Here is a 22,084-nt window from a genome sequence, read left to right as displayed (position 1 = left end):
CGGTTTCACTGAGGTGACGAACGGCCGGACCCGATCAGGACACCGGAACGTTGAATGGCGTGATTATTTCCGGCGGCGCCCCGTCGCGGAGTACCGCGTTGATCCGGAACTGCCGCAGCAGCGCGAGAATCTCCTGGTCGGCGCCGTGCGCGACGAACACGTCAAAATTCCGCCCGGCATCCTCGAACGCCGTGATCACCCCGGCGCAGCCGTCCGGCCGGGCCGTGTAGACCGCCCGGACGGTGTGTGTGCCGGCCAGCGTCGCCGGCACCTGGCCGGGATCGGTCACCGTCCGCAGCCGGCGGCCGGGCCCCAGCGCCGACCGGAACCCGTCGATCCGCTTCCCGGTTCCCGGACCGGCGATCACCAGGACGTCACCGGCCCGGTCGTGCAGCCACTGCTCGATCAGGTAGGCGGCGGTGGCGCCGGCCGCGAAGTCGTCCGGCTCCGCGCACTCCCGATCAAGGTCGGCGACCGCCCGGCGGACCCGGGCGACGGTGCTGTCCCGGACCCCGCCGCGCCGGTGCAGCACGCGGTCGACGGTGGCCGGGCTGAGACCGGCCCGGAGGGCGATCTCCCGGATCCGGTGGGGCTGCTTCACGACGTACAGGATGATGGGTTTCTGAGGTGGCATGGAAGGTCTTTGATGTCATTGCGCCCCATCGCGTGACGTAACCTCCCCACGTGCGCGTGATCTCCCGCTGGGCCGACGGCGGCGTCGAAGTCTTCGACGAGTCCCTCGAGCCCTGCCGATCCTTCCCGGTTCCGCCCGAGGTCGAGGGCTGGGCGGTGCCGGCGAGCCGGGACAGCCTGATCCATGCGATCGGCAACACGGTGATCCGGATCGGCCCGGGCGCCGAGGAACGGTGGCGCTGCGATCTCAGCCTGCGTGAACGGCCGACGGCTTGGCCCAGCGCCGTCACCCTGTCCGCGGACGAGACCCGGATCTGGGTCTACGCCCCGGGCCGGGAGGACGGCCACGACGCCTGGTTCGTGCTCGACGCCGGCACCGGCCGGGAGATCCGGCGGTACCGGCTGCCGACCGGTGGCCAGCGAGGACAGCAGTTCCCGGTCCGTGACGGCAGCATGCTGCTCAGCGTCAGCCGCGGCCAGGACGGCTGGGCGACCTACCGCGCCGGGCCGGACGGCACCGTGCACGACTACGCCTGGGATGACCGCGCCCTGGTCGACCTCTCCCCCGACCAGCGGCAGTTCATGACCGTGGACCACTGGCAGGAGGACGTCGCCTTCCACGACTTCGCCGATGGCGCGGTGCGCTTCCGGATCGGCGCCGAAGCCTTCGGGCTGGACCGGCCGGACGTGGAATACGCCGGCGGATATCTGGACGACGAGACCGCGATCGTGGTCGCCGTCGCCGACGACGACTCGTGGCGGCACTTCCGGGTCGGTGCCCGCACCGGAGAGGTGCTGGGTGACCTGGGAATCATGACGATCGACGAGTATGACCTCCAGCCGCTCGGCGACGGGACCTATGTCATCACCGACACCGACGGAACTCTCAGGCGCATGTGATCAAGCGCCGAAGAAGATAAAGTAGTCACCGCCTATCCGAGAGGCGCTGCAACGGACAGCGAAGTCCGCCACGCTCGGGTGCGGTGTTGTTGACGTAAGGGCGCCTCCTGATGAGGGAGGAGCCCTCTTTTCATGAGCGACAAACTTCGATCCGTCAACGGTCTCGACTTCGCGATCGCCGACATCAACCTGGCCGAGGCCGGCCGCCACCAGCTGCGGCTGGCCGAGCACGAGATGCCCGGCCTGATGTCGCTGCGCGCCGAGTTCGGTGAGTCGAAGCCGCTGGCCGGCGCCCGGATCGCCGGTTCGCTGCACATGACCGTGCAGACCGCCGTGCTGATCGAGACGCTGGTCGCGCTCGGCGCCGAGGTCCGCTGGGTGTCCTGCAACATCTTCTCGACGCAGGACGAGGCGGCGGCCGCCGTCGCGGTCGGCCCGACCGGCACGGTCGACGCCCCGGCGGGTGTCCCGGTGTTCGCCTGGAAGGGCGAGACGCTGGAGGAGTACTGGTGGGCGACCACCCAGCTGTTCGACTTCGGCAACGGCCGGGGCCCGAACATGATCCTCGACGACGGCGGTGACGCCACCCTGCTGGTGCACAAGGGTGTCGAGTTCGAGGCGGCGGGCGCGGTCCCGCAGACCACCGAGGCCGACTCACACGAGTACTCGATCATCCTGGACACGCTGCGGGCGAGCCTGGCCGAGGACCCGCAGCGGTTCACCCGGATCGCCGCCGAGATCCGCGGTGTCACCGAGGAGACCACGACCGGTGTGGCCCGGCTGTACAAACTGGCCAAGGAGGGCACCCTGCTCTTCCCGGCGATCAACGTCAACGACGCGGTCACCAAGAGCAAGTTCGACAACAAGTACGGCATCCGGCACTCGCTGGTCGACGGCCTGAACCGGGCGACCGACGTGATGCTGGGCGGCAAGCTGGCCGTGGTCTGCGGTTACGGCGACGTCGGCAAGGGCTCGGCGGAGACGCTGCGCGGCCAGGGTGCCCGCGTCGTGGTGACCGAGGTCGACCCGATCTGCGCGCTGCAGGCGGCGATGGACGGCATGCAGGTGGTCCGCCTGGAGGACGTGGTCGGCGAGGCGGACATCTTCGTCACCACCACCGGCGGCACCGACATCATCCGGGTCGAGCACCTGCAGGCGATGAAGCACAACGCGATCGTCGGCAATGTCGGCCACTTCGACGACGAGATCGACATGGCCGGCCTGGCCAAGGTCCCGGGCGTCGAGAAGGTGGAGATCAAGCCGCAGGTGCACGAGTGGCGCTTCCCGGACGGCCACTCGGTGATCATCCTGTCCGAGGGCCGGCTGATGAACCTGGGCAACGCCACCGGCCACCCCAGCTTCGTCATGTCGAACTCGTTCACCAACCAGGTGATGGCGCAGATCGAGCTGTGGACCAAGCCCGGCGAGTACGCGAAGCAGGTCTTCGTGCTGCCGAAGCACCTGGACGAGAAGGTCGCGCGGCTGCACCTGGACGCGCTGGGTGTGCGCCTGACGACGCTGACCAAGAAGCAGGCGGAGTACCTGGGCGTCGACGTCGAGGGTCCGTTCAAGCCGGAGCACTACCGCTACTGAGTTATAAGCAGTAAATAGTTCCCCTATGTCGGTTTTCTCGCGGTTAATCTGCGGCTTCCGACATAGGGGGATTTTCATGCGACGTATCTTCACCGCCTTCGGCCTGACCGCCGCGATGCTGCTGCCGCTGACCACCGCGTCAGCGGCGAAGGCGGCCCCGGCCCGCCTCGATCCGGACGCGGCCTTCCTGCGCACCGCCCACCAGGGCGACCTCGCCCAGATCGCGATCGGCCGACTGGCCGTCCAGCGCTCGGCGAACCCGGTCATCCGCCACCTGGGCACGCGCTTCGCGGCGGACAGCACCCGCCTCGACACCGCCGTCCGGGCCACCGCCCAGCGCCTGCACGTCCGCCTGGACGCCGCCCCGAACGCCACCGTCCAGCAGAGTCTGGCGGCTTTCGAAACCGCGCAGGGCCCGGCCTTCGACCGGTTGTTCCTGACCGGCCAGACCGGACTGCACGCCCAGGCCGCCCACCTGATCCGCGCCGAACTCACCGATGGTGACGAGCCGGCCGTCCAGCAGATCGCTCGCCGCGCGTTGCCGCTGATCAAAAGGCATCGGCTCGCCCTGAAAAATCTGGGTAACAAGATCCGCTGAATTATCCAACCGGCGCGGGATAACGAAGAATAGGCAGATGAGCCACGAGGAGACCCTTCTTTTCGGTCTGGTGGCCATCACGATCATCGTGATCATCGTGGTGGTGCGCTGGATCTCCGGGAAGACCGGCCTGCCCGCCGCCGTCCTGCTGACCGTCATCGGTATCGCCTATACCCGCCTGCCCGGCAAGAACATCGAAATCGATCCGGATCTGATTCTTACCTTCATCCTGCCGCCGCTGCTCTACACCGCGGCGCTGGATTCGTCTCTGCTGGACATCCGGCGCAACCTGCGCACCGTGATCAGCCTCTCGGTGGCCCTGGTGATCGTCACCGCGCTCCTGGTCGGCCTCGGTTTCTCCCTGTGGGTGACCGGGGTCGGCCTGGCCGCGGGCATCGCCCTGGGCGCCGCGGTGGCCCCACCCGATCCGGTCGCCGCGCTGGCGGTGGGCCGCAAGGCCGGCCTGCCCACCAACCTGATCACCCTGATCCAGGGCGAGGGCCTGCTCAACGACGCGACCGCGCTCACCATCCTGCTGGTCGCCCGGGACGTGGCGATCGGCGCCGAGCACTTCTCGGTCAATGCCACGGTCGGCCGGTTCGTGCTTGCCGCGGCCGGCGGGGTGCTGGTCGGCTGGGCGGTGGCCCGGCTGATCCGGCTGTTGCGGGTGCTGCGCGCCGACCCGCTGACCGCGAACGCGTTGTCGCTGGCCACCCCGTTCCTCGCGTACCTGGCCGGCGAACGCCTGCACGTCTCCGGGCTGCTGGCGGTGGTGGTGGCCGGGTTGATCATCGGGCACGACACCCCGCGGTACGCGTCCGGCGCCAGCCGCCTGCAGACCAGCGCCGTCTGGCGGCTGATCGACTTCCTGCTGGAGGGTGTCGTCTTCCTGCTGATCGGCCAGCAGATGGACGGCGTGCTGAAACATCTGAAGAACTACGAGACCAGCACGATCCTCGCCGCGCTGGCGGTCACCCTGGGCGTGGTGCTGTTCCTGCGGCCGCTCTGGCTGGTGCTCACGCAGTTGCTGCCGCGGTCGCTGCACACTCGGCTGGGCGGCGAGGACGACTCCGGGACGATCCTGGAGAAGTCGCTGACCGGCCGCGAGTCGGCGGTGCTCAGCTGGGCCGGCACCCGTGGGGTGATCACGCTCGCCGCCGTCTACAGCCTCCCGGACACCCTGCCCAACCGGGATCTGCTGGCCTTCTGCGCGTTCGCGGTGGTGCTGGTGACCCTGGTCGGCCAGGGTCTGACCTTCGCCCCGCTGGTCCGGTGGCTGGGTCTGAAGGCGAACGAGACCGACAAGGCGAAGCTGCGCAACGAGGCCCGCTCGGCCGCGGTGCGGGCCGCGCTGAACCGGATCGACGACATCCAGAGCGAGCACCACGACCACGTCGAGGACGAGGCCATGCACACCATGCGCAAGCAGCTGCAGGTCCGTCTGGACCGCTACCAGCACCGGCTCGACGTGCTGGAACAGGTGGACACCCCGGAGGTGCCGCCGTCCCCGCAGTACGAGGCGGCGCTGATGGTGCGCCAGGCGGTGATCGACGCCGAGCGGGAGGAGTTGCTGCGCTGGCGCGACGCCGGCCGGCTCGACGACGAGAACCTGCGGGTCCTCAACCGCGAGCTGGACCACGAGGAGCTGGTCCTGCCCCAGCGGAACAAGGGGCACTGAGTCGGCCGGCCGGCGGGTTTCCCGCCGACCGGCCGCCTTTCAGGCGGGGATGTCGCGGCGGCGCAGGGCGGTCAGCCCGGCTCCGGACAGCAGGGCGGCGATCAGGATCAGGACGATTTCCGGTACGACGGTGAACCCCGCCGCGGGCAGCTGCGGCACGTGCGTGAACGGCGAGATGTCCAGCACCCACTGCGGCATCCCGAGCAGCCCGCCCACCAGCAGCACCAGCAGGCAGATCGCCACCGAGCCCCAGGCCGCCGCGGAGTGCCGGGGCAGCGCGCCGACCAGCAGCACGGCGATCGCGCCGAGCACCCACACCGCGGGTGCCTGGGCCAGCGACGCGGCCGGCACCCGGCCCGGTTCACCGAAGGCCAGCCCGGCCAGCAGGCCCTCGACGGCCAGCGCGACCACCGGCCCGAGCAGCACGAACAGCAGGTGACCGGCAGCCCAGCCGACCCGGCTCGCTCGCGTGCCGAGGATCAGCTCCGCGTGGCCGGTCTGCTCCTCGTCGCGCATCCGCAGGGCGGCCTGCACCGCGTACAGCGAGATGACCAGCCCGCAGAGCCCGGCGGTGGTGGCGAAGTACGCGTCGGTGACCGTCCCGCTGCCGCCGAGCCTGCTGAACACGTCGCTGACCCCGCTGCTCTCCCGGGACAGCTGCACCACGCTGGTGCCCACCCCGCCGAAGACCAGCCCGAGCGCGCCGAAGCCGGCGGTCCAGCCGAGCAGCGGCCCCCGGTGCAGCCGCCAGGCCAGGCCGAACGGCGAACCGAGCGCCCGGTCGGCGTGCGCCGGGCCGAGCCGGTCGGCGATCAGGCCGGACCCGAGGTCGCGGCGGGCCAGCAGGCGGGCGCCGACGGCGACGGTCGCGCCGGTGCCGAGCAGGGCGAGCAGGCCCGGCCAGGGGTCGTCCGCCCCGTACGGGAAGATCCGCTGCACCCAGCCGATCGGCGAGAGCCAGGAGAGCCGGCCGAGCCGGCCGTCGCCCTGCGCCGAGATGTCGCCGCCGAGCCGCAGCACGTAGGAGACGCCCAGGGCCAGCACCGCGATGGTGCGGGCACCGCGGGCGCCGCTGGTCAGTTGCGCCGCGATCGCCGCGACCCCGGCGAACAGCCAGCCGCTGAGGGTGAACACCGCGCCGAAGGCGGCCGAGCCGGCGACCGGCAGCCCGCCGCCGATCATCGTCACGGTCACCAGCACGCCGACGATCAGGCAGCCGGTCAGGGTGACCAGCAGGGCGGCGGCGAACGGCGCCCACCGGCCGACCACGGTGGCCCGGATCAGCTCGCTGCGCCCGGCCTCCTCCTCGGCCCGGGTGTGCCGGATCACGGTGAGCAGGGCGGCCAGCCCGATCATCACCGGAAGGAACCCGGCCCGCCAGACCACCAGCTCACCCATGCTGTCGCCGGACAGCGGCCCGTACAGCGCGACGAAGCCGGCGTTGGCCGCGCTGAGGTGCGCATAGTTGAGCCGGTCGGCGTCGGTGGCGAACAGTTTCTCGAAGCCGGTGAGGTAGACCCGGGGCAGCAGGCCGAGCAGCAGCACCCAGAGCGGCAGAATCACCCGGTCGCGGCGCAGGATCAGCCGCAGCAGCCCGCCCAGCCCGGTCATTTCCCGGCCTCGTCGTGGGCGTAGTGGCGCAGGAACAGCTCCTCCAGCGACGGCGGCTGGCTGACCAGGCTGCGTACCCCGGCCGCGACCAGCGACCGCAGCGCCGGTTCGAGTGCCTCGGCGTCGACGTCGAAGGCCACCCGCCCGTCCGCGGTGCTCAGGTCGTGCACGCCGGCGATCCCGGCCAGGCCGTTGACCGGGCCGGTCAGCTCGGCGCGGATCGTGGTGCGGGTCAGGTGCCGCAGGTCGGCCAGGGTGCCGGTCTCCACGGCGCGGCCCGCCCGGATGATCGTCACCCGGTCGCACAGCGCCTCGACCTCGGCCAGGATGTGGCTGGACAGCAGCACGGTCCGGTCGCCGCGCAGTTTCTCCTGCAGGATCACCTCGCGGAACACCTCCTCCATCAGCGGGTCCAGCCCGGAGGTCGGCTCGTCCAGCAGCAGCAGCTCGACGTCCGAGGCGAGGGCGGCGACCAGCGCGACCTTCTGCCGGTTGCCCTTGGAGTAGGTGCGGCTCTTCTTCCGCGGGTCGAGCTGGAAGCGCTCGACCAGGTCGTCGCGACGACGGCGGTCGAGCCCGCCGCGCAGCCGGCCGAGCAGGTCGATCACCTCGCCGCCGGTGAGGTTGGGCCAGAACGTGACGTCGCCCGGCACGTACGCCAGGCGCCGGTGAAGTGTCGTCGCGTCGGCCCACGGATCGCCGCCGAGCAGCCGGGCCCGGCCGCCGTCGAGCCGGGTCAGCCCGAGCAGGATTCGGATCGCGGTGGTCTTGCCGGCCCCGTTCGGCCCCAGGAATCCGTGCACCTCACCGGTCCGGACCCGCAGGTCGAGCCCGTCGAGGGCGGTGACCTTCCCGAACCGCTTGATCAGTCCGGCGGCGTCGATGGCCTCGGTCATGGCTGCTCCCCTTCGTGGGTGGCCAGCCGATCCAGTGCTTTTCTCGCCTGGTCGGCCTGTTCCGGGGTGAGCAGCGGCTGCTGGAAGATCTCCACGGCGGCGCGGATCATCCGCAGCCAGCCGGGCATCTCGCTGACGCTCTCCCCGAGCACCTCACCGAGCTGCTCGTGCATCAGGAACATGCCCATCTTCATGGCGGCGACGACGGCCACGAACGCGCGCGGGTCGGCGCTGTCGATGCCGGTCCGCTCCAGCCAGAGGCCACCGCGGTCGACCGACTCCGCGAACATCCTCATCCCGGCCGGCGAGCCGTCCATCAGCGAGCGCACCAGGTAGCGCTGCAGGCTCATGGTGTCCGGCGGGAGGGCGCCGATGATCCGGGTCTCGGCGAACCGGATCTGCAGCTCGGCGACGCGGCTCATGGCCCACTCGTCGCACGCGTCGCGCAGCCCCTCCTTGGAGCCGAAATGGTGCCGCAACAGCCCGGAGGAGACCCCGGCGGCCTGCGCGATCTCCCGGATCGTGGCGCCGTCGATGCCCCGCTCGGCGAAGAGCCGGATGGCGGCGTCCCGGATCCGGGCCCGGGCGGTCAGGTCGCTGTCACTACTCACACGTGTAGGCTACTACACACACGTGTAGCCACAACAGGCATCAATTCCCGCCGTTCACCGTCGCCTCCGTCACCGCTCCCGAACCGAGGTTCCAGCGCTGCAGCAACTCGCCGTACGTGCCGGTCCGGATCAGCCGCGCGAGGGCGCCCTGCAGCGCGTCCCGCAGCGCGGAGTTGTCCTTGGACACGGCGATCCCGAACAGTCCCGGCTCGTACTGCATGTCCGAGGCCAGCTCGTAGTACAGGTTCGTCTTCACCTGGCTGACCAGGTACGACGCCGGCGGGAAGTCGTTGAGCACGGCCACCGCCCGCCCGGTGCGCAGCCGCACCAGCGCATCCGCGTTGGTCTTGCGCACGTCGATGGTCATCGGCTCCCCGGCGCAGCCCTTCTGCCGGCGCCGGAGCATGTCCTCCTGGAACGTGCCGGTCTCCACGGCGATCGTCCGGCCGCACAGATCGGCCAGGTTCCGGATGTGGTCCGGGTTCCCGCGCTGCACCAGGATCGAGGTGCCGGTGCTGAAGTAGTCGACGAAGTCCGCCTTCTTCTCCCGCTCGGCGGTGTCGGTCATCGACGAGAACACCCCGTCGTACGTCCCCTTGTCCACCTCGTCGATCGCGGTGGCGAAGTCGCCGGCCACCGTCTCCACCCGGATGCCCAGCACCCCGCCGAGCGCGGCGGAGAGGTCCGGCTCGAAACCGATGATGGTGCGCCCGTCCGCGGCGAAATACTCCATCGGCGCGTAGCTGGCGTCGGTCACCAACCGGATGAAACCCCGGTTGCGCACGGCCGGTGGCAGCTTGGCGCGCAGGCTGCCGTCGACGGTCACCGCGCCGGTGAGGTCCAGGCCGCTGGCCGTGGTCCCGGCGTCCTCCGCGGCGGCGGTGCAGCCGCCCGCGGCCAGCACGGCCAGCAGGCCGGAGACGGTCAGGGCACGACGGACGACGTTCATCGCAGGCTCCTCTCGGTGATCGGTTCGACGGCGACCTGCGGCCAGGGCACCGGGCGGCCGTACAGGTAGCCCTGGCCCTCGTCGCAGCCGGCCTCGACGAGCCAGGCGTGGATCGCCGTGGTCTCCACGCCCTCGGCGGTGACCCGGCTGCCCAGACCGTGCGCCAGCTCGATCACCGAGCGGACGATGGCCTGGCTCTGCGGATCGTGGTCCACGTCGGCGACGAACGCCCGGTCCACCTTGATCTCGCTGATCGGCAGCCCGCGCAGGTGCGACAGGCTGGTGTACCCGGTGCCGAAGTCGTCGACCGAGATGCCGACACCGAGGGCGCCCAGTTCCCGGACCGCCCGCACCGCGTTGTCCGCGTCGCCGGCCAGCGCGGTCTCGGTGACCTCCAGGATCAGCCGGTCCGGCCGGGCACCGGTCTCGGCCAGCAGCGCGGCGACGTAGCCGACGAAGCCGGGCGCGTCCAGGTTGCGGGCCGACACGTTGACCGACAGCGTCCAGTCCCGCCCGGTGGCGGTCCACCCGGCCTGGTCGGCCAGCGCCCGGCGCAGCACCCACTCGGTGAGCGGCGCGATCAGCCCGGAGTGTTCGGCGGCCGGCAGGAACTCGCCGGGCGGCAGCAGCCCGCGCTCCGGGTGCTGCCAGCGGACCAGCGCCTCCACACCGTTGATCTCGGTGCTCGGCAGACCGACCTTGGGCTGGTACCAGAGCACCAGCTCGTCGCGTTCCAGCGCGTGCCGCAGCTCGGCCTGGATCTTCAGCCACTGGTGCGGGTGCCCGGTCGCCCCGCCGGCATACACCACGATGTCCTCGGTGCCACGCTTGCCCTGATACATCGCGGCGTCCGCGCGCATCTTCAGGTCCTGCAGGTCGGTGCCGTGCTCCGGGTACAGCGCGACGCCGAAGCTGGCCTCCATGTTCAGCGGCACGCCGTCGAGGACCAGCTCCTCGGCGACCCGGGCACGGATCCCGGTCAGCACCGCGACCGCCTGGGCGACGTCGCGGCCGGGCAGCAGCATCGCGAACTCGTCGCCGCCGAGCCGGGCCAGCAGGTCACCCTCGGCCAGGCCGGCGCGCATCCGCTCGGACACCACCCGCAGCAGCTCGTCGCCGGCGTGGTGGCCCAGGGTGTCGTTGACCTCCTTGAACCGGTTGAGGTCGAGCAGCACCACGGCGCCGTGGCCGCCGTCGCGGGCGGCCACCTCGAGGATCGCCTCGGCGTGCCGACGGTACGCGGCCCGGTTCGGCAGGCCGGTCAGCATGTCGTGGCTGGCGTGATACTCCTGGCGGGCGGCATACCGGCCGAGTGACCGGGTGGTCCAGCCGGCCAGCAGCGCCAGCACGAGGTAGAGGGCGGCCAGCCCGCCGGCCACCCGCTGGGCGAACCGGGTCAGCTGGGCCCGCATCTGGGCGGCGATCCCCTGGTACGGCAGGTACAACTCAAGCACCCCGATGGCCTGCCCGGAGGCGCTGGCGACCAGCGGCTGCACCACCCGGATCACCTCGCTGCCGTGGTCGCCGATCACCTTCACCCGGGACTGCCCGGCGGTGGCGGCCCGGAAATCGGGATCGGTGGTCGGCACGCCGCCGCCGGTCGAGCCGTCGTCGGAGAACACCACCTGGCCGGCGAAGCCGCGCACCCGCAGCCGCAGCACCGACCCGTTGAACAGGGCCAACTGGGTGGCCAGCCGCATGTCCTCCAGCTCGGTGCCGGTCAGGCCGGCATTCAGGTCGGCGCCGTCGAGCGCCGGGGCGACCGCCATCTCGGCGATCACCGCGGCCTGGGCCAGGCCCTGCCGGCGACCCTGCTCGGCGGCGTCCCGGCGGTAGCCCTGCCACATCACCGCGCCCAGCACCATCACCGGGATCAGGCTGGCAGCGGCGTAGGTGGCGAACAGGCGGGAGCTGGTCCGGACGCCTGCTCGCCGTCGGACTCGGCGCAACCGCATGCGGGACTGATCGACGTCGGACGGTACCGACTGAGAGTTTCACCGCATCCCGGGTGGCTGCCGCGCCGTTTGACCCGGCATGCGTATCTCTCCGCAGCCGCGACTCGTGCTCCTCGCCGCCGTCGCCCTCGTCGCGGTGCTGCTGGGCTGGTCACCGGCCAGGGCCGCGCCGGTCGGCGCGCGGTCGCCGGAGCTGCCCCGGTTCAACGGCTCGGTCTACGCGGTCGCGTTCCGCGGCGGCATCGTCTACGTCGGCGGCGACTTCACGGCGGCGACCACCGACGGGCGCCGGGTCGGGCGACAGCGGCTGGCCGCGTTCGACGCGCGCACCGGCGACCTGCTGGACTGGGCGCCGACCGCGGACCGGACGGTGCGGGCGCTGGCCGTCGCGGGGGACGCGGTCTACGCGGCCGGCGACTTCGGCACGGTGTCCGGGGCGGCCCGGGACGCGGTGGCCATGCTCGATGCGGACTCCGGCGCGGTCGGCGGCTTCGCGCACGAGTTGGACGGCTATCCGCGGGCGCTGGCGGTGGCGCACGGCCGGCTCTACCTCGGTGGCGACTTCACCGCGGTGGACGGCGCGCAGCGGACCCGGCTGGCCGCGTTCCGGATCGGCGACGGCACGCTCGACGACGACTGGCAGCCGAGTGCGGACGCGACGGTGTACACGCTGGCCACGGCGGGGCGCCGGGTGTATCTGGGCGGGAGTTTCCATCGTACGAACGAGATGCGCTCCACCGGGCGCCTGACCGCGGTCGACGCCGTCAGCGGCGACCTGGTCCAGGGTTTCCGGCCGCAGCCGACCGCGGTCGTGTACTCGGTGGCGGCCGACGGCCGAGGCGTCTACGCCGGTCTGGGCGGGCTCGGCGGCCGCGCCGAATCGTGGACCAGCGGCGGCCGGCTGCGCTGGTCCCGCACCTTCGACGGGGATGTGCAGGCGGTCGCCGCGCTGGACGGCACCGCCTACGTCGGCGGTCACTTCGACCGGGCCTGCACCAGTGCGAACGTCGACAAGTTCGGCGACTGCTCGGACGACTCCCGGTCCCGGGTGAAGCTGGCCGCGATCGACGCCGACGGCGACCTGTCCGACTGGGCGCCGCAGGCCAACGGCGTGCACGGGGTCCGCGCGATCGCCGCCAGCCGGGCCCTCGGCGCCCTCGCGGTGGGCGGCGACTTCACCATGGTCGGTGGCGCCACCCACCACCGGATCGCCACCTTCCATTGACCTCGGGCCTGTGGATAACCCTGTGGGCAACGTGTGTACAACCGGTCAGGAGGCCGGGGCCGCCCCGGTCATGATGGCCACCGCGTCCGACATCGAGTGCGAGGCCGGCGTGATCACCGCGATCCGCCGGCCGAGCCGCTGGATGTGGATCCGGTCGGCCACCTCGAACACGTGCGGCATGTTGTGACTGATCAGGATCACCGGCAGCCCGCGGTCCCGGACATCCCGGATCAACTGCAGCACCCGGTTGCCCTCCTTGACGCCGAGCGCCGCGGTCGGCTCGTCGAGGATCACCACCTTGCTGCCGAACGCCGCGGCCCGGGCCACCGCCACCGCCTGCCGCTGCCCGCCGGAGAGTGACTCGACGGCCTGCCCGATGTTCTGCAGGGTCGCCACCCCGAGCTCGCTCATGTGCCGGGCGGCCTCCTCGCGCATCCTCCGCCGGTCCAGCATCCGGAAGATCGATCCCAGTGGGCCGGCCCGCCGCTCCTCGCGCCCGAGGAACAGATTGTCCGCGATGTCCAGCCCCGGAGCGACCGCCAAGGTCTGGTAGACGGTCTCGATCCCGGCCGACCGCGCCTCCATCGGGTTGCGGAACTGCACCGGCTGCCCGTCCAGGCGGATCTCCCCGCTGTCCGGGATCAGCGCCCCGGAGAGCGCCTTGATCAGGCTGGACTTGCCGGCCCCGTTGTCCCCGATCACGGCGAGGATCTCGCCCGGCAGCAGCTCCAGGTCGCTGCCGTCGATCGCCACCACCCGCCCGTAGCGTTTGGTCAGCCCGTTCGCCGCCAAGACCGGTGTCGTCATGATTTGACCTTCCTGATCCACTGGTCCAGCGACACGGCGACCAGGACCAGCAGGCCGATGGCGAAGCCCTGCCAGACCACCTCGACGCCGGCCAGTTGCAGCCCGTTGCGGAAGACGCCGACGATCAGCGCGCCGATCAGCGTCCCGATCACCCCGCCGCGCCCGCCGAAGAGGCTGGTCCCGCCGAGCACGACCGCGGTGATCGAGTCCAGGTTGTACTCGGTGCCGACGTTCGGGCTGGCCGAGGCGAGCCGTCCGATCAGGATCCAGCCGCCGACCGCGTAGAGCAGCCCGGCCACCGTGTAGACCGAGAACAGCACCCGGCCGGTGCGGATGCCGGCGAGCCGGGCCGCCTCGGCGTCGTCGCCGGTGGCATAGACGTGCCGGCCCCACGCTGTCCGCCCCAGCGCGTAATAGAAATAGGCGAAGAGCAACAGCATCAGGATGGAGCCGTACGTCAGTTGGAAGTTCCCGATCGCGATGGCGTCCCCGGTCCACGTCATCAGGTGCGGCATGTCCGATCCACGGACCGTTTCACTGTTGCTGACCACCGAGTTCAGGGAGAAGAAGATGGTCAGCGTGCCGAGCGTGACGATGAACGGCGGCAGTTTGATCCGGGTGACCAGCATCCCGTTGATCGCGCCCATCGCGGTGCCGCAGGCCAGGCCCAGCAGCAGCGCGATCAGGCCGGGCATCCCGGCCTTGACGCAGAATTGCGCCATCAGGATCGACGAGAAGACCGCGATCGCCCCCGCTGACAGGTCGATGCCGGCGGTCAGGATGATCAGCGTCTGCCCGAGTGCGAGCGTCGCGATCACGGTGACCTGCAGCAGGACCAGCGACAGATTCGCCGCGGCGAAGAATCGGGTGTTCACGATGGAGAAGGCGACGATCGCCAGAATCAGGACGGCGAGCGGGCCGAGCACCGGGTTGCCGTGCAGCGTGTGCTGCACCCGCAGACCCAGCGAATCATGCTTTCGTACGTCGAAGTCAGTGGCCGTGGTCGACATGATGCCTTTCACCCCCAGCAGTTCTGCTTGCCCCACGCGGAGTCCTTGGCCTCCACGCCGGCCTGCGGGTCGTCGGTGATCAGTTGCACGCCGGTGTCGATGAAGTCCTTCCCGGCGGTGTTCTGCGGTTTCGTGCCGTCCTTGGCGTATTTCGCGATCGCCTCCACGCCGAGCTCGGCCATCTTGATCGGGAACTGCATCGAGGTCGCCCCGATCACCTGTCCGGCGACGTTGTCGACGCCCGGGCAGCCGCCGTCGATCGAGACGATGGTGACGTCCTTCTCCCTGCCGGCCGCCTTGAGCGCCTGATACGCCCCGGCCGCCGCCGGCTCGTTGATCGTGTAGACCAGGTTGATCGCCGGATCCCGCTGCAGCAGGTTCTCCATCGCCGTCCGGCCGCCGTCCTCGTTGCCGTCGGTGACGTCGTGCCCGGCGATGCGCGGGTCGTTCTCGTCGCCGATCCGGTTCGGGTCGCCGACCGGGACGCCGAATCCGTCGAGGAAGCCCTGGTCACGCTTGACGTCGACGGAGACCTGGTTGGGGTTGAGGTCGAGCATCGCGATCTTCGCCGGCTTGCCGTCCTTGGCGAACTTCGCCTTGGCCCACTGGCCGATCAGCTTGCCGGCCTGGTAGTTGTCGGTGGCGAAGGTGGCGTCTGCGGCGTTCGCCGGGTCGACCGGGGTGTCCAGCGCGATGACCAGCATGTGCGCTTTGTGCGCCCGGTCCAGCGACGGCACGATGGCTTTCGAGTCGTTCGGGGTGATCAGGAAGCCTCTGGCCCCGTACGAAATAAGGTTTTCGATGGCCTGGACCTGCGCCTCGTTGTCACCGTCCACCTTGCCGGCGAAGGTCTGCAGGTCGACACCCTGCTGCTGGGCGGCGTGCTGCGCGCCGTGTTTCATGGTGACGAAGAACGGGTTCGTGTCGGTCTTGGTGATCAGCCCGACCACCGGGTCGCCCGAGCCGCGGTTGCAGGCCGCGCCGGCGAGCACCAGCGTCACGCACCCCGCGACCGCCATCAGCCTGCGCATGTTGCCTCCGCTACATCGAGGGACAACGTTGCCTTGGAGTAGACGCCTCCGGCTTCCGCGGTGTCAACACGATGTTGCGCGCCGATTGCACAAAGTGATCGGGGGTCGCCGGCCGGCGACCCCCGATCCGGTGCGGCGAATTTAGTTGAAGCTGGCCAGATAGACCGGGACGGTCGCGGTGCCCTGCGCCGCGGCGCCGGTGTTGTTGATGACGTGGTCGATCACGCCGGCCCCGCCGAGCGAGACGGTCAGCAGGTCGTGCATCCTGACCCCGGAGTTCACCGGGACCTCGAAGCCGTTGTTCGAGTGGATGGTGGAGTCCGCGGTGAAGTTGCAGTAACTGCCCAGGCCCCACGCCTCGTGACTGGTCACCGAGTCGGCCACCTTGTACGCGGCGTAACCGTTGGCGCCGCTGCGCCAGGCCGCCTGGGACGGCGGGTCGTACGGCTGCTCGTTCTGCAGGAAGTAGGTCCTACCGCCGTTGCCGTTCCACACCACCTCATACTTCTGGTAATGCTCGACGAACAGGCCGTACGCGGTCACGTTCTGACCGTTCACGATCAGGCCGCTGTCGGCCGTGTTGACGGTCCAGCCGTAGGTGCCGGCGTTGCCGTGGTCGGCGCGCCACGCCCAGATGTGGTCGATGATCGTGTTGTTGCTGTTCACCAGCAGGCTGTTGGTGGCCTTACCGGCGATCGAGCCGCCGATCCGGAAGAACACGTCCTGCACCGTGGTCGGGTTCGCCGCGTGGTTCGCGCTGCTCCCGTTCGGGCCGATCACCAGCAGGTTCGCCGAGTTGGTGGTGCCCGCGTCGAAGAGCAGGCCGGCCACCTTCACACCGTCCACATCGGCCACCTGCAGCGGGGTGACCCCGTTGTCCGGGATGATGGTGGCGTAGCCGAGGCCGAGCACCACGGTGTTCGCCCGGTTCACGGTGATCGTCTGGTTCACGTGGTACACACCCGGCTGGAAGATCAGGTTCAGGCCCTGCGCCAGCGCCTGGTTGATCGTCGCCGCGCTGTCGCCCGGCTTCGCCACGTAGAACTGGTTCAGCGGGATGCTGGTCCCCGGGGTGTTGCCGTTCGCCCAGCTCACACCGGACGAGTTGGTCGACAGGCTGGGCACGAAGACGGCGTAGTCGCTGCCGTCGAGGTACAGGTACGGCTTCTCCCGGATCACCGGGGCGGTGCCGATCGTGGTGTACGGCGGGTTCGGGAAGCTCTGCGCCGGGGCGCCCTGCACGCCGACGAAGGTCTGGTTCCACACCGCGTTGGAGTTCGAGCCGATCCGGCTGTTGCGGGTGAACCACTGCTGCTGCGAGTACTGACCCTCGACGCCGCTGATCCGGGTGTCGGCGATGTAGCCGCCGGACGCCCAGCCGTAGCCGTTCGGCGCCAGGTTCAGGTCACCGTGTACGTCCATCCGGCGGAACGGGGCCGCCTGCGAGACCGCCCACCGGTCGGCGCCGGAGACCGGGTACAGCGACATGTTCTCGACCGAGCGCCAGAAGTTCTGGGTGGCGTTGCCGTTGAACCAGCCGGCGTCCACGGTGATGTCACCGTTGATCCGGACATCGTCCGGGTTCTGACCGAGACCGATCACCGAGGTGTTGAAGCCGACCTGGATGTTCAGGCCGTTGTAGGTGCCCGGCTTGAACGCCAGCAGGTTGCGCTGGGTGCCGAACTGGTTGGTCTCCTGCTGCTTGAAGATCGCATCCGCCCGGGCCTGGATCGTCGCGCTCGACATGGTCGGGTCGAAGACGGTGACCTGGGCGCCGAGGCTGCCACCACCGGGCAGGGCCGGCCCGCTCGGGGTGGTCGACGGGGTCGGGGTGACGACGCCACCGCCGTACACCTTGAACTCCCACAGCGAGTAGCCGTAGCCGGTGGTCCGCTGGGTGCCGTACATCCGGACGTAGCGACCGGAACCGTTCACCGTCAGCGACTGGTTCCCCCCGGTCGAGGTGGTCGTCGAGTAGATCGGGGTCCAGGCGGCGGCGTTGTCCGACACCTGGATCTGGAACGCCTTGGCGGCCGCGGTCTCCCAGTTCAGCTCGACCCGGGTGATCGCCTGGGTGCTGCCCAGGTCGACCTGCAGCCACTGCGGGTCGGAGAACGCGGACGACCAGCGGGTGCCGGTGTTGCCGTCGACGGCTTCCGAGGCGAGGTAGGCGCCGGCCGCCTCGGTCGACGACGCGGTCGCGGGCCTGCCCTGCGACAGCAGCGTCTCGGCAGCCGATGCGCCGGTCATGGTGATCGCGGCATAACCGGCGACGACCGCGGCCGTGAGGCCGACGATCGCGCCGCTCCGCCAGCGGGAGCGTCTCATGGGGGTCTCCTAGGTGGACGGGACGGGGGACCAGGTCTTGGGAGAGCGCTCACCCGGCCACGACGCTAAGAGTCGTTACCAATCGATGTCCAGAATGTTGCGAGGTTCCGGAACCGGTGACGACCCGACCCGGAAATCGATGTCCCGAGCTGGCGACCACTACGTTTCCGCAGGCCACGGTCCTGATTAGAGGCGCGTCGACGCCCCGGGCCGCGGGCGATAACACCTCTTCCGGAACCGGTTCCGCCAAGCCCCGCAACAACTCGCAAAAAACCTTTAACACATTATTGCCGTACGAATCAGCAGCGTCCGTGGGAGCGCCGACGCGCACCGGGTTCGCCGCCGATCCGGCACTCCGGAAAGCACGAAACCCGCCGCGGCCGGGTAGGCCACGACGGGTTCCGCCAGTGCGGCGGGGTCAGCCCAGGTTGACCGACGGGTAGAGCGGGAACGGCGAGAGCAGCTCGGACGCCTGCTTGGAGATACTTTCGGAGAGCGCCGGGTCGAGGGTGAACTTGGCCTTCGACGTCGGGTCGGGGGTGGTGCCGGCCAGCACGGTGTGGATCAGCTCGGCGATCTGGTCCATCTCGGCGACGCCGAGGCCCCGGCTGGTCAGGGCCGGGGTGCCGACCCGGATGCCGGAGGTGTACCAGGCGCCGTTCGGGTCGGACGGAATGGCGTTGCGGTTGGTGACGATGCCGCTGTCCAGCAGCGCCTGCTCGGCCTGCCGCCCGGTGAGCCCGAACGGGTGCACGTCGAGCAGCACCAGGTGGTTGTCGGTGCCGCCGGAGACCAGCTGGACGCCGCGCCGGCGCAGACCCTCGGCCAGCGCCTGGCTGTTGGTGACGATCTGCTGGGCGTACGTCGCGAACTCCGGCCGCCGCGCCTCAGCGAACGCGATCGCCTTGGCCGCCATCACGTGCGGGAGCGGGCCGCCGAGGACCATCGGGCAGCCCCGGTCGACCTGCGAGGAGAGTTCCGGCTGGCAGAACACGGCGCCGCCGCGCGGGCCGCGCAGGCTCTTGTGGGTGGTCGTGGTGACGATGTGCGCGTGCGGGATCGGGTTGTAGTCGCCGGTAAACACGCCACCCGCGACCAGGCCGGCGAAGTGCGCCATGTCGACCATGAAGGTCGCGCCCACCGCGTCGGCGATCTCCCGCATCTTCGCGAAGTTCACCTTGCGGGGGTACGCCGAGTAGCCGCCGACGATGACCGTCGGCTTGAACTCCTTGGCGGTCTCCAGCAGCGCGGCATAGTCGATCTGCCCGGTGGCCGGGTCCACCCCGTACGACCGCTGGTCGAACATCTTGCCGGAGATGTTGGGCCGGAAGCCGTGGGTGAGGTGCCCGCCGGCGTCCAGCGACATGCCGAGCAGCCGCTGGTTGCCGAACGCCTGCCGCAGCTCGGCCCACTCGGCGTCGGTCAGGTCGTTGATCTGCCGCTTCTCGAACTTCTTCAGGTACGGCACCTCGACCCGGTCGGCGAGGATCGCCCAGTACGCCACCAGGTTCGCGTCGATGCCGGAGTGCGGCTGCACGTACGCGTACGGCGCCCCGAACAGCGCCTTGGCGTGCTCGACGGCCACCGACTCGACGGTGTCCACGTTCTGGCAGCCGGCATAGAACCGGCGCCCGATGGTGCCCTCGGCGTACTTGTCGGACAGCCAGTTGCCCATGGCGAGCAGAACGGCCGGCGAGGCGTAGTTCTCGCTGGCGATCAGCTTCAGCGACTCCCGCTGATCGGTCAGCTCCTTGGCGATCGCGTCGGCGATCCGCGGCTCCACCGACCGGACCACCTCGAGGGCGGAGCGGAATGCAACAGATTCGGCGTTGAGTTCAGCGTCAGACATGGGACCTCCCTATCACGTAGTGAAGAGGCCCAGGCGCACGGCATGTCGTCATCTCGACGAGGCCGCTCCCCGATGGTCAACCATCCGAACGCGCCAGTCACGGCCTGTCCCGAGCATACCGGCGCCCGCCGGACCCGGCACACCGATCAACAGCGACGCGGGCCACTGTCCGGGGATTGGCCCCCTTCGTGGGTACAAAAAAGAAGAGGCCCACCCCTGACGGGGTGGGCCTCTTCTGAAGTTGAGTCCGGCGGCGTCCTACTCTCCCACACCCTCCCGAGTGCAGTACCATCGGCGCTGGAGGGCTTAGCTACCGGGTTCGGAATGTAACCGGGCGTTTCCCCTCCGCTATGACCACCGAAACAGCCATCAGCAGAACCAACCAGCAACCCGCATCCCGGAATTTCCCGGGTACGGGGTGGTTGTTCGTTTGCTGTGAATCACACAGTGGACGCATATCGAGCATAAAGTTTGGTGTGGTTAAGCCCTCGGCCTATTAGTACCGGTCAACTCAACACGTTACCGTGCTTACATCTCCGGCCTATCAACCCAGTAGTCTAGCTGGGAGCCTTACCCACTCAAGGTGGTGGGATACCTCATCTCGAAGCGAGCTTCCCGCTTAGATGCTTTCAGCGGTTATCCCTTCCGAACGTAGCCAACCAGCCGTGCTCTTGGCAGAACAACTGGCACACCAGAGGTTCGTCCGTCCCGGTCCTCTCGTACTAGGGACAGCCCTTCTCAAGTATCCAACGCGCACGGCGGATAGGGACCGAACTGTCTCACGACGTTCTAAACCCAGCTCGCGTACCGCTTTAATGGGCGAACAGCCCAACCCTTGGGACCTGCTACAGCCCCAGGATGCGACGAGCCGACATCGAGGTGCCAAACCATCCCGTCGATATGGACTCTTGGGGAAGATCAGCCTGTTATCCCCGGGGTACCTTTTATCCGTTGAGCGACACCGCTTCCACACGCAAGTGCCGGATCACTAGTCCCGACTTTCGTCCCTGCTCGACCCGTCAGTCTCACAGTCAAGCTCCCTTATGCACTTACACTCAACACCTGATTGCCAACCAGGCTGAGGGAACCTTTGGGCGCCTCCGTTACCCTTTAGGAGGCAACCGCCCCAGTTAAACTACCCACCAGACACTGTCCCTCGACCCGATCAGGGCCGCAAGTTAGATACCCAAACCCAACAGAGTGGTATTTCAACAATGACTCCACCCGAACTGGCGTCCGAGCTTCACAGTCTCCCACCTATCCTACACAATCGAATTCAGATACCAATGTCAAGCTATAGTAAAGGTCCCGGGGTCTTTCCGTCCTGCCGCGCGTAACGAGCATCTTTACTCGTACTGCAATTTCGCCGGGCCTGTGGTTGAGACAGTGGGGAAGTCGTTACGCCATTCGTGCAGGTCGGAACTTACCCGACAAGGAATTTCGCTACCTTAGGATGGTTATAGTTACCACCGCCGTTTACTGGCGCTTAAGTTCTCCGCTTCGCCCCGAAGAGCTAACAGGTCCCCTTAACGTTCCAGCACCGGGCAGGCGTCAGTCCATATACATCGTCTTACGACTTCGCATGGACCTGTGTTTTTAGTAAACAGTCGCTTCCCCCTGCTCTCTGCGGCCATACCACGCTCCACCAGCAAGTGGCTTCACGCGTCCGGCCCCCCTTCTCCCTAAGTTACGGGGGCAATTTGCCGAGTTCCTTAACCACAGTTCACCCGTCGCCTCGGTATTCTCTACCTGACCACCTGTGTCGGTTTAGGGTACGGGCCGCTCGAAACATCGCTAGAGGCTTTTCTCGGCAGCATAGGATCAATGACTTCACCAGAACGGCTCGGCATCACGTCTCAGCCTACATGCACCGCGGATTTGCCTACGGTACGGCCTACACGCTTACCCCGGCACAACCACCGGCCGGGATCATCTACCTTCCTGCGTCACCCCATCACTAAACTACTACCACCCAAGGTCCTAGTCTCCCGCATCGCCGGCCGAAGCCATTGAATTGATCAAGTAGTTAGTACAGATGGGTTCGTCTTGGGCGTTTCTTTGCGGGTACGGGAATATCAACCCGTTATCCATCGACTACGCCTCTCGGCCTCGCCTTAGGCCCCGACTCACCCAGGGCGGATTAGCCTGGCCCTGGAACCCTTGGTCATCCGGCGGAAGGGGTTCTCACCCTTCATTCGCTACTCATGCCTGCATTCTCACTCGTACAGCGTCCACACCTGGATCACTCCGGCGCTTCACCCGCTGCACGACGCTCCCCTACCCATCCACACAAGTGTGAATGCCACAGCTTCGGCGGTGTGCTTGAGCCCCGCTACATTGTCGGCGCGGAACCACTTGACCAGTGAGCTATTACGCACTCTTTAAAGGGTGGCTGCTTCTAAGCCAACCT

Annotated in this window: 16 protein-coding genes, 2 rRNA genes and 2 riboswitches (1 of these 20 only partly in view); of the genes, 5 read left to right on the top strand and 13 right to left on the bottom strand. The window is 68.9% G+C overall.

All coding sequences use genetic code 11. The annotated features are described in order from the left end of the window. Nucleotides 1-34 precede the first annotated feature (34 nt). Nucleotides 35-601, bottom strand: a complete 567-nt coding sequence (locus ACSP50_RS02610) for a LacI family DNA-binding transcriptional regulator (protein WP_043510736.1) — start codon at nucleotides 599-601, stop codon at nucleotides 35-37. Between the two features lie 83 nt (nucleotides 602-684). Between ACSP50_RS02610 and ACSP50_RS02605 the strand changes: the two genes are divergently transcribed. The 4 genes from ACSP50_RS02605 to ACSP50_RS02590 all read left to right on the top strand — a co-directional run bounded on the left by ACSP50_RS02605 (nucleotide 685) and on the right by ACSP50_RS02590 (nucleotide 5,402). Further along, nucleotides 685-1,533, top strand: coding sequence for a hypothetical protein (locus tag ACSP50_RS02605; RefSeq protein ID WP_014687600.1), 849 nt, complete (start codon nucleotides 685-687; stop codon nucleotides 1,531-1,533). Between the two features lie 32 nt (nucleotides 1,534-1,565). After that, nucleotides 1,566-1,646, top strand: a riboswitch (S-adenosyl-L-homocysteine riboswitch). Between the two features lie 19 nt (nucleotides 1,647-1,665). Then, a complete protein-coding gene (gene ahcY, locus ACSP50_RS02600) occupies nucleotides 1,666-3,126 on the top strand; it encodes an adenosylhomocysteinase (protein WP_014687599.1) in 1,461 nt (486 codons plus the stop codon). Between the two features lie 76 nt (nucleotides 3,127-3,202). Beyond that, nucleotides 3,203-3,724: a DUF4142 domain-containing protein gene (locus ACSP50_RS02595; protein WP_014687598.1), complete on the top strand. Its 522-nt coding sequence runs from the start codon at nucleotides 3,203-3,205 to the stop codon at nucleotides 3,722-3,724. Between the two features lie 37 nt (nucleotides 3,725-3,761). Beyond that, a complete protein-coding gene (locus ACSP50_RS02590) occupies nucleotides 3,762-5,402 on the top strand; it encodes a Na+/H+ antiporter (protein ID WP_014687597.1) in 1,641 nt (546 codons plus the stop codon). Nucleotides 5,403-5,441: 39 nt separating this feature from the next. Here ACSP50_RS02590 and ACSP50_RS02585 read toward each other — a convergent pair whose 3' ends face one another. From ACSP50_RS02585 to ACSP50_RS02565, 5 genes are read right to left on the bottom strand one after another with little or no spacing between them, the layout of a single operon-like run. Further along, the gene (locus ACSP50_RS02585) at nucleotides 5,442-7,013 is read right to left on the bottom strand and encodes an ABC transporter permease (protein ID WP_080127705.1); all 1,572 of its coding nucleotides are present in this window, start codon (nucleotides 7,011-7,013) and stop codon (nucleotides 5,442-5,444) included. Continuing rightward, a complete protein-coding gene (locus ACSP50_RS02580; RefSeq protein WP_014687594.1) occupies nucleotides 7,010-7,909 on the bottom strand; it encodes an ABC transporter ATP-binding protein in 900 nt (299 codons plus the stop codon). Before ACSP50_RS02580 ends, ACSP50_RS02585 begins: the two co-directional genes overlap by 4 nt. Beyond that, complete coding sequence (locus ACSP50_RS44745) at nucleotides 7,906-8,520, bottom strand: TetR/AcrR family transcriptional regulator (protein WP_014687593.1); 615 nt, start codon at nucleotides 8,518-8,520, stop codon at nucleotides 7,906-7,908. Before ACSP50_RS44745 ends, ACSP50_RS02580 begins: the two co-directional genes overlap by 4 nt. A 40-nt stretch (nucleotides 8,521-8,560) precedes the next feature. Beyond that, nucleotides 8,561-9,469: an ABC transporter substrate-binding protein gene (locus tag ACSP50_RS02570; RefSeq protein ID WP_014687592.1), complete on the bottom strand. Its 909-nt coding sequence runs from the start codon at nucleotides 9,467-9,469 to the stop codon at nucleotides 8,561-8,563. After that, on the bottom strand, nucleotides 9,466-11,424 hold the full coding sequence (locus ACSP50_RS02565) for a bifunctional diguanylate cyclase/phosphodiesterase (RefSeq protein WP_014687591.1): 1,959 nt from the start codon (nucleotides 11,422-11,424) through the stop codon (nucleotides 9,466-9,468). The genes ACSP50_RS02570 and ACSP50_RS02565 overlap by 4 nt, the downstream gene beginning before the upstream one ends. A gap of 79 nt (nucleotides 11,425-11,503) precedes the next feature. Here ACSP50_RS02565 and ACSP50_RS02560 point away from each other — a divergent pair, with 79 nt between their 5' ends. Beyond that, complete coding sequence (locus tag ACSP50_RS02560) at nucleotides 11,504-12,649, top strand: hypothetical protein (RefSeq protein ID WP_014687590.1); 1,146 nt, start codon at nucleotides 11,504-11,506, stop codon at nucleotides 12,647-12,649. Between the two features lie 45 nt (nucleotides 12,650-12,694). Here ACSP50_RS02560 and ACSP50_RS02555 read toward each other — a convergent pair whose 3' ends face one another. From ACSP50_RS02555 to ACSP50_RS02525, 7 genes are all read right to left on the bottom strand, one after another. Next, nucleotides 12,695-13,456 (bottom strand): ATP-binding cassette domain-containing protein, encoded by a 762-nt coding sequence (locus tag ACSP50_RS02555; RefSeq protein ID WP_014687589.1) that lies wholly within the window; start codon nucleotides 13,454-13,456, stop codon nucleotides 12,695-12,697. Continuing rightward, nucleotides 13,453-14,502 carry an ABC transporter permease gene (locus ACSP50_RS02550; RefSeq protein WP_014687588.1) on the bottom strand — a complete coding sequence of 350 codons (1,050 nt, stop codon included), beginning with the start codon at nucleotides 14,500-14,502 and terminating at the stop codon, nucleotides 13,453-13,455. Before ACSP50_RS02550 ends, ACSP50_RS02555 begins: the two co-directional genes overlap by 4 nt. Further along, nucleotides 14,475-15,497: a sugar ABC transporter substrate-binding protein gene (locus tag ACSP50_RS02545; protein ID WP_014687587.1), complete on the bottom strand. Its 1,023-nt coding sequence runs from the start codon at nucleotides 15,495-15,497 to the stop codon at nucleotides 14,475-14,477. Before ACSP50_RS02545 ends, ACSP50_RS02550 begins: the two co-directional genes overlap by 28 nt. A gap of 141 nt (nucleotides 15,498-15,638) precedes the next feature. Then, complete coding sequence (locus ACSP50_RS02540) at nucleotides 15,639-17,825, bottom strand: discoidin domain-containing protein (protein WP_014687586.1); 2,187 nt, start codon at nucleotides 17,823-17,825, stop codon at nucleotides 15,639-15,641. Nucleotides 17,826-18,243: 418 nt separating this feature from the next. Then, a complete protein-coding gene (locus ACSP50_RS02535; RefSeq protein ID WP_014687585.1) occupies nucleotides 18,244-19,674 on the bottom strand; it encodes a glycine hydroxymethyltransferase in 1,431 nt (476 codons plus the stop codon). Nucleotides 19,675-19,694: 20 nt separating this feature from the next. Further along, nucleotides 19,695-19,785: riboswitch (ZMP/ZTP riboswitch) on the bottom strand. Nucleotides 19,786-19,919: 134 nt separating this feature from the next. Further along, nucleotides 19,920-20,036: ribosomal RNA gene (rrf, locus tag ACSP50_RS02530) — 5S ribosomal RNA — on the bottom strand. 114 nt (nucleotides 20,037-20,150) lie between these two features. Further along, nucleotides 20,151-22,084 (bottom strand): 23S ribosomal RNA (locus ACSP50_RS02525); it runs 1,140 nt beyond the window's last position.

The sequence above is a fragment of the Actinoplanes sp. SE50/110 genome, from assembly GCF_900119315.1.
In the GTDB taxonomy this organism is placed as follows: Bacteria; Actinomycetota; Actinomycetes; order Mycobacteriales; family Micromonosporaceae; genus Actinoplanes.
This window is presented reverse-complemented; position numbering and strand designations above follow the sequence as displayed.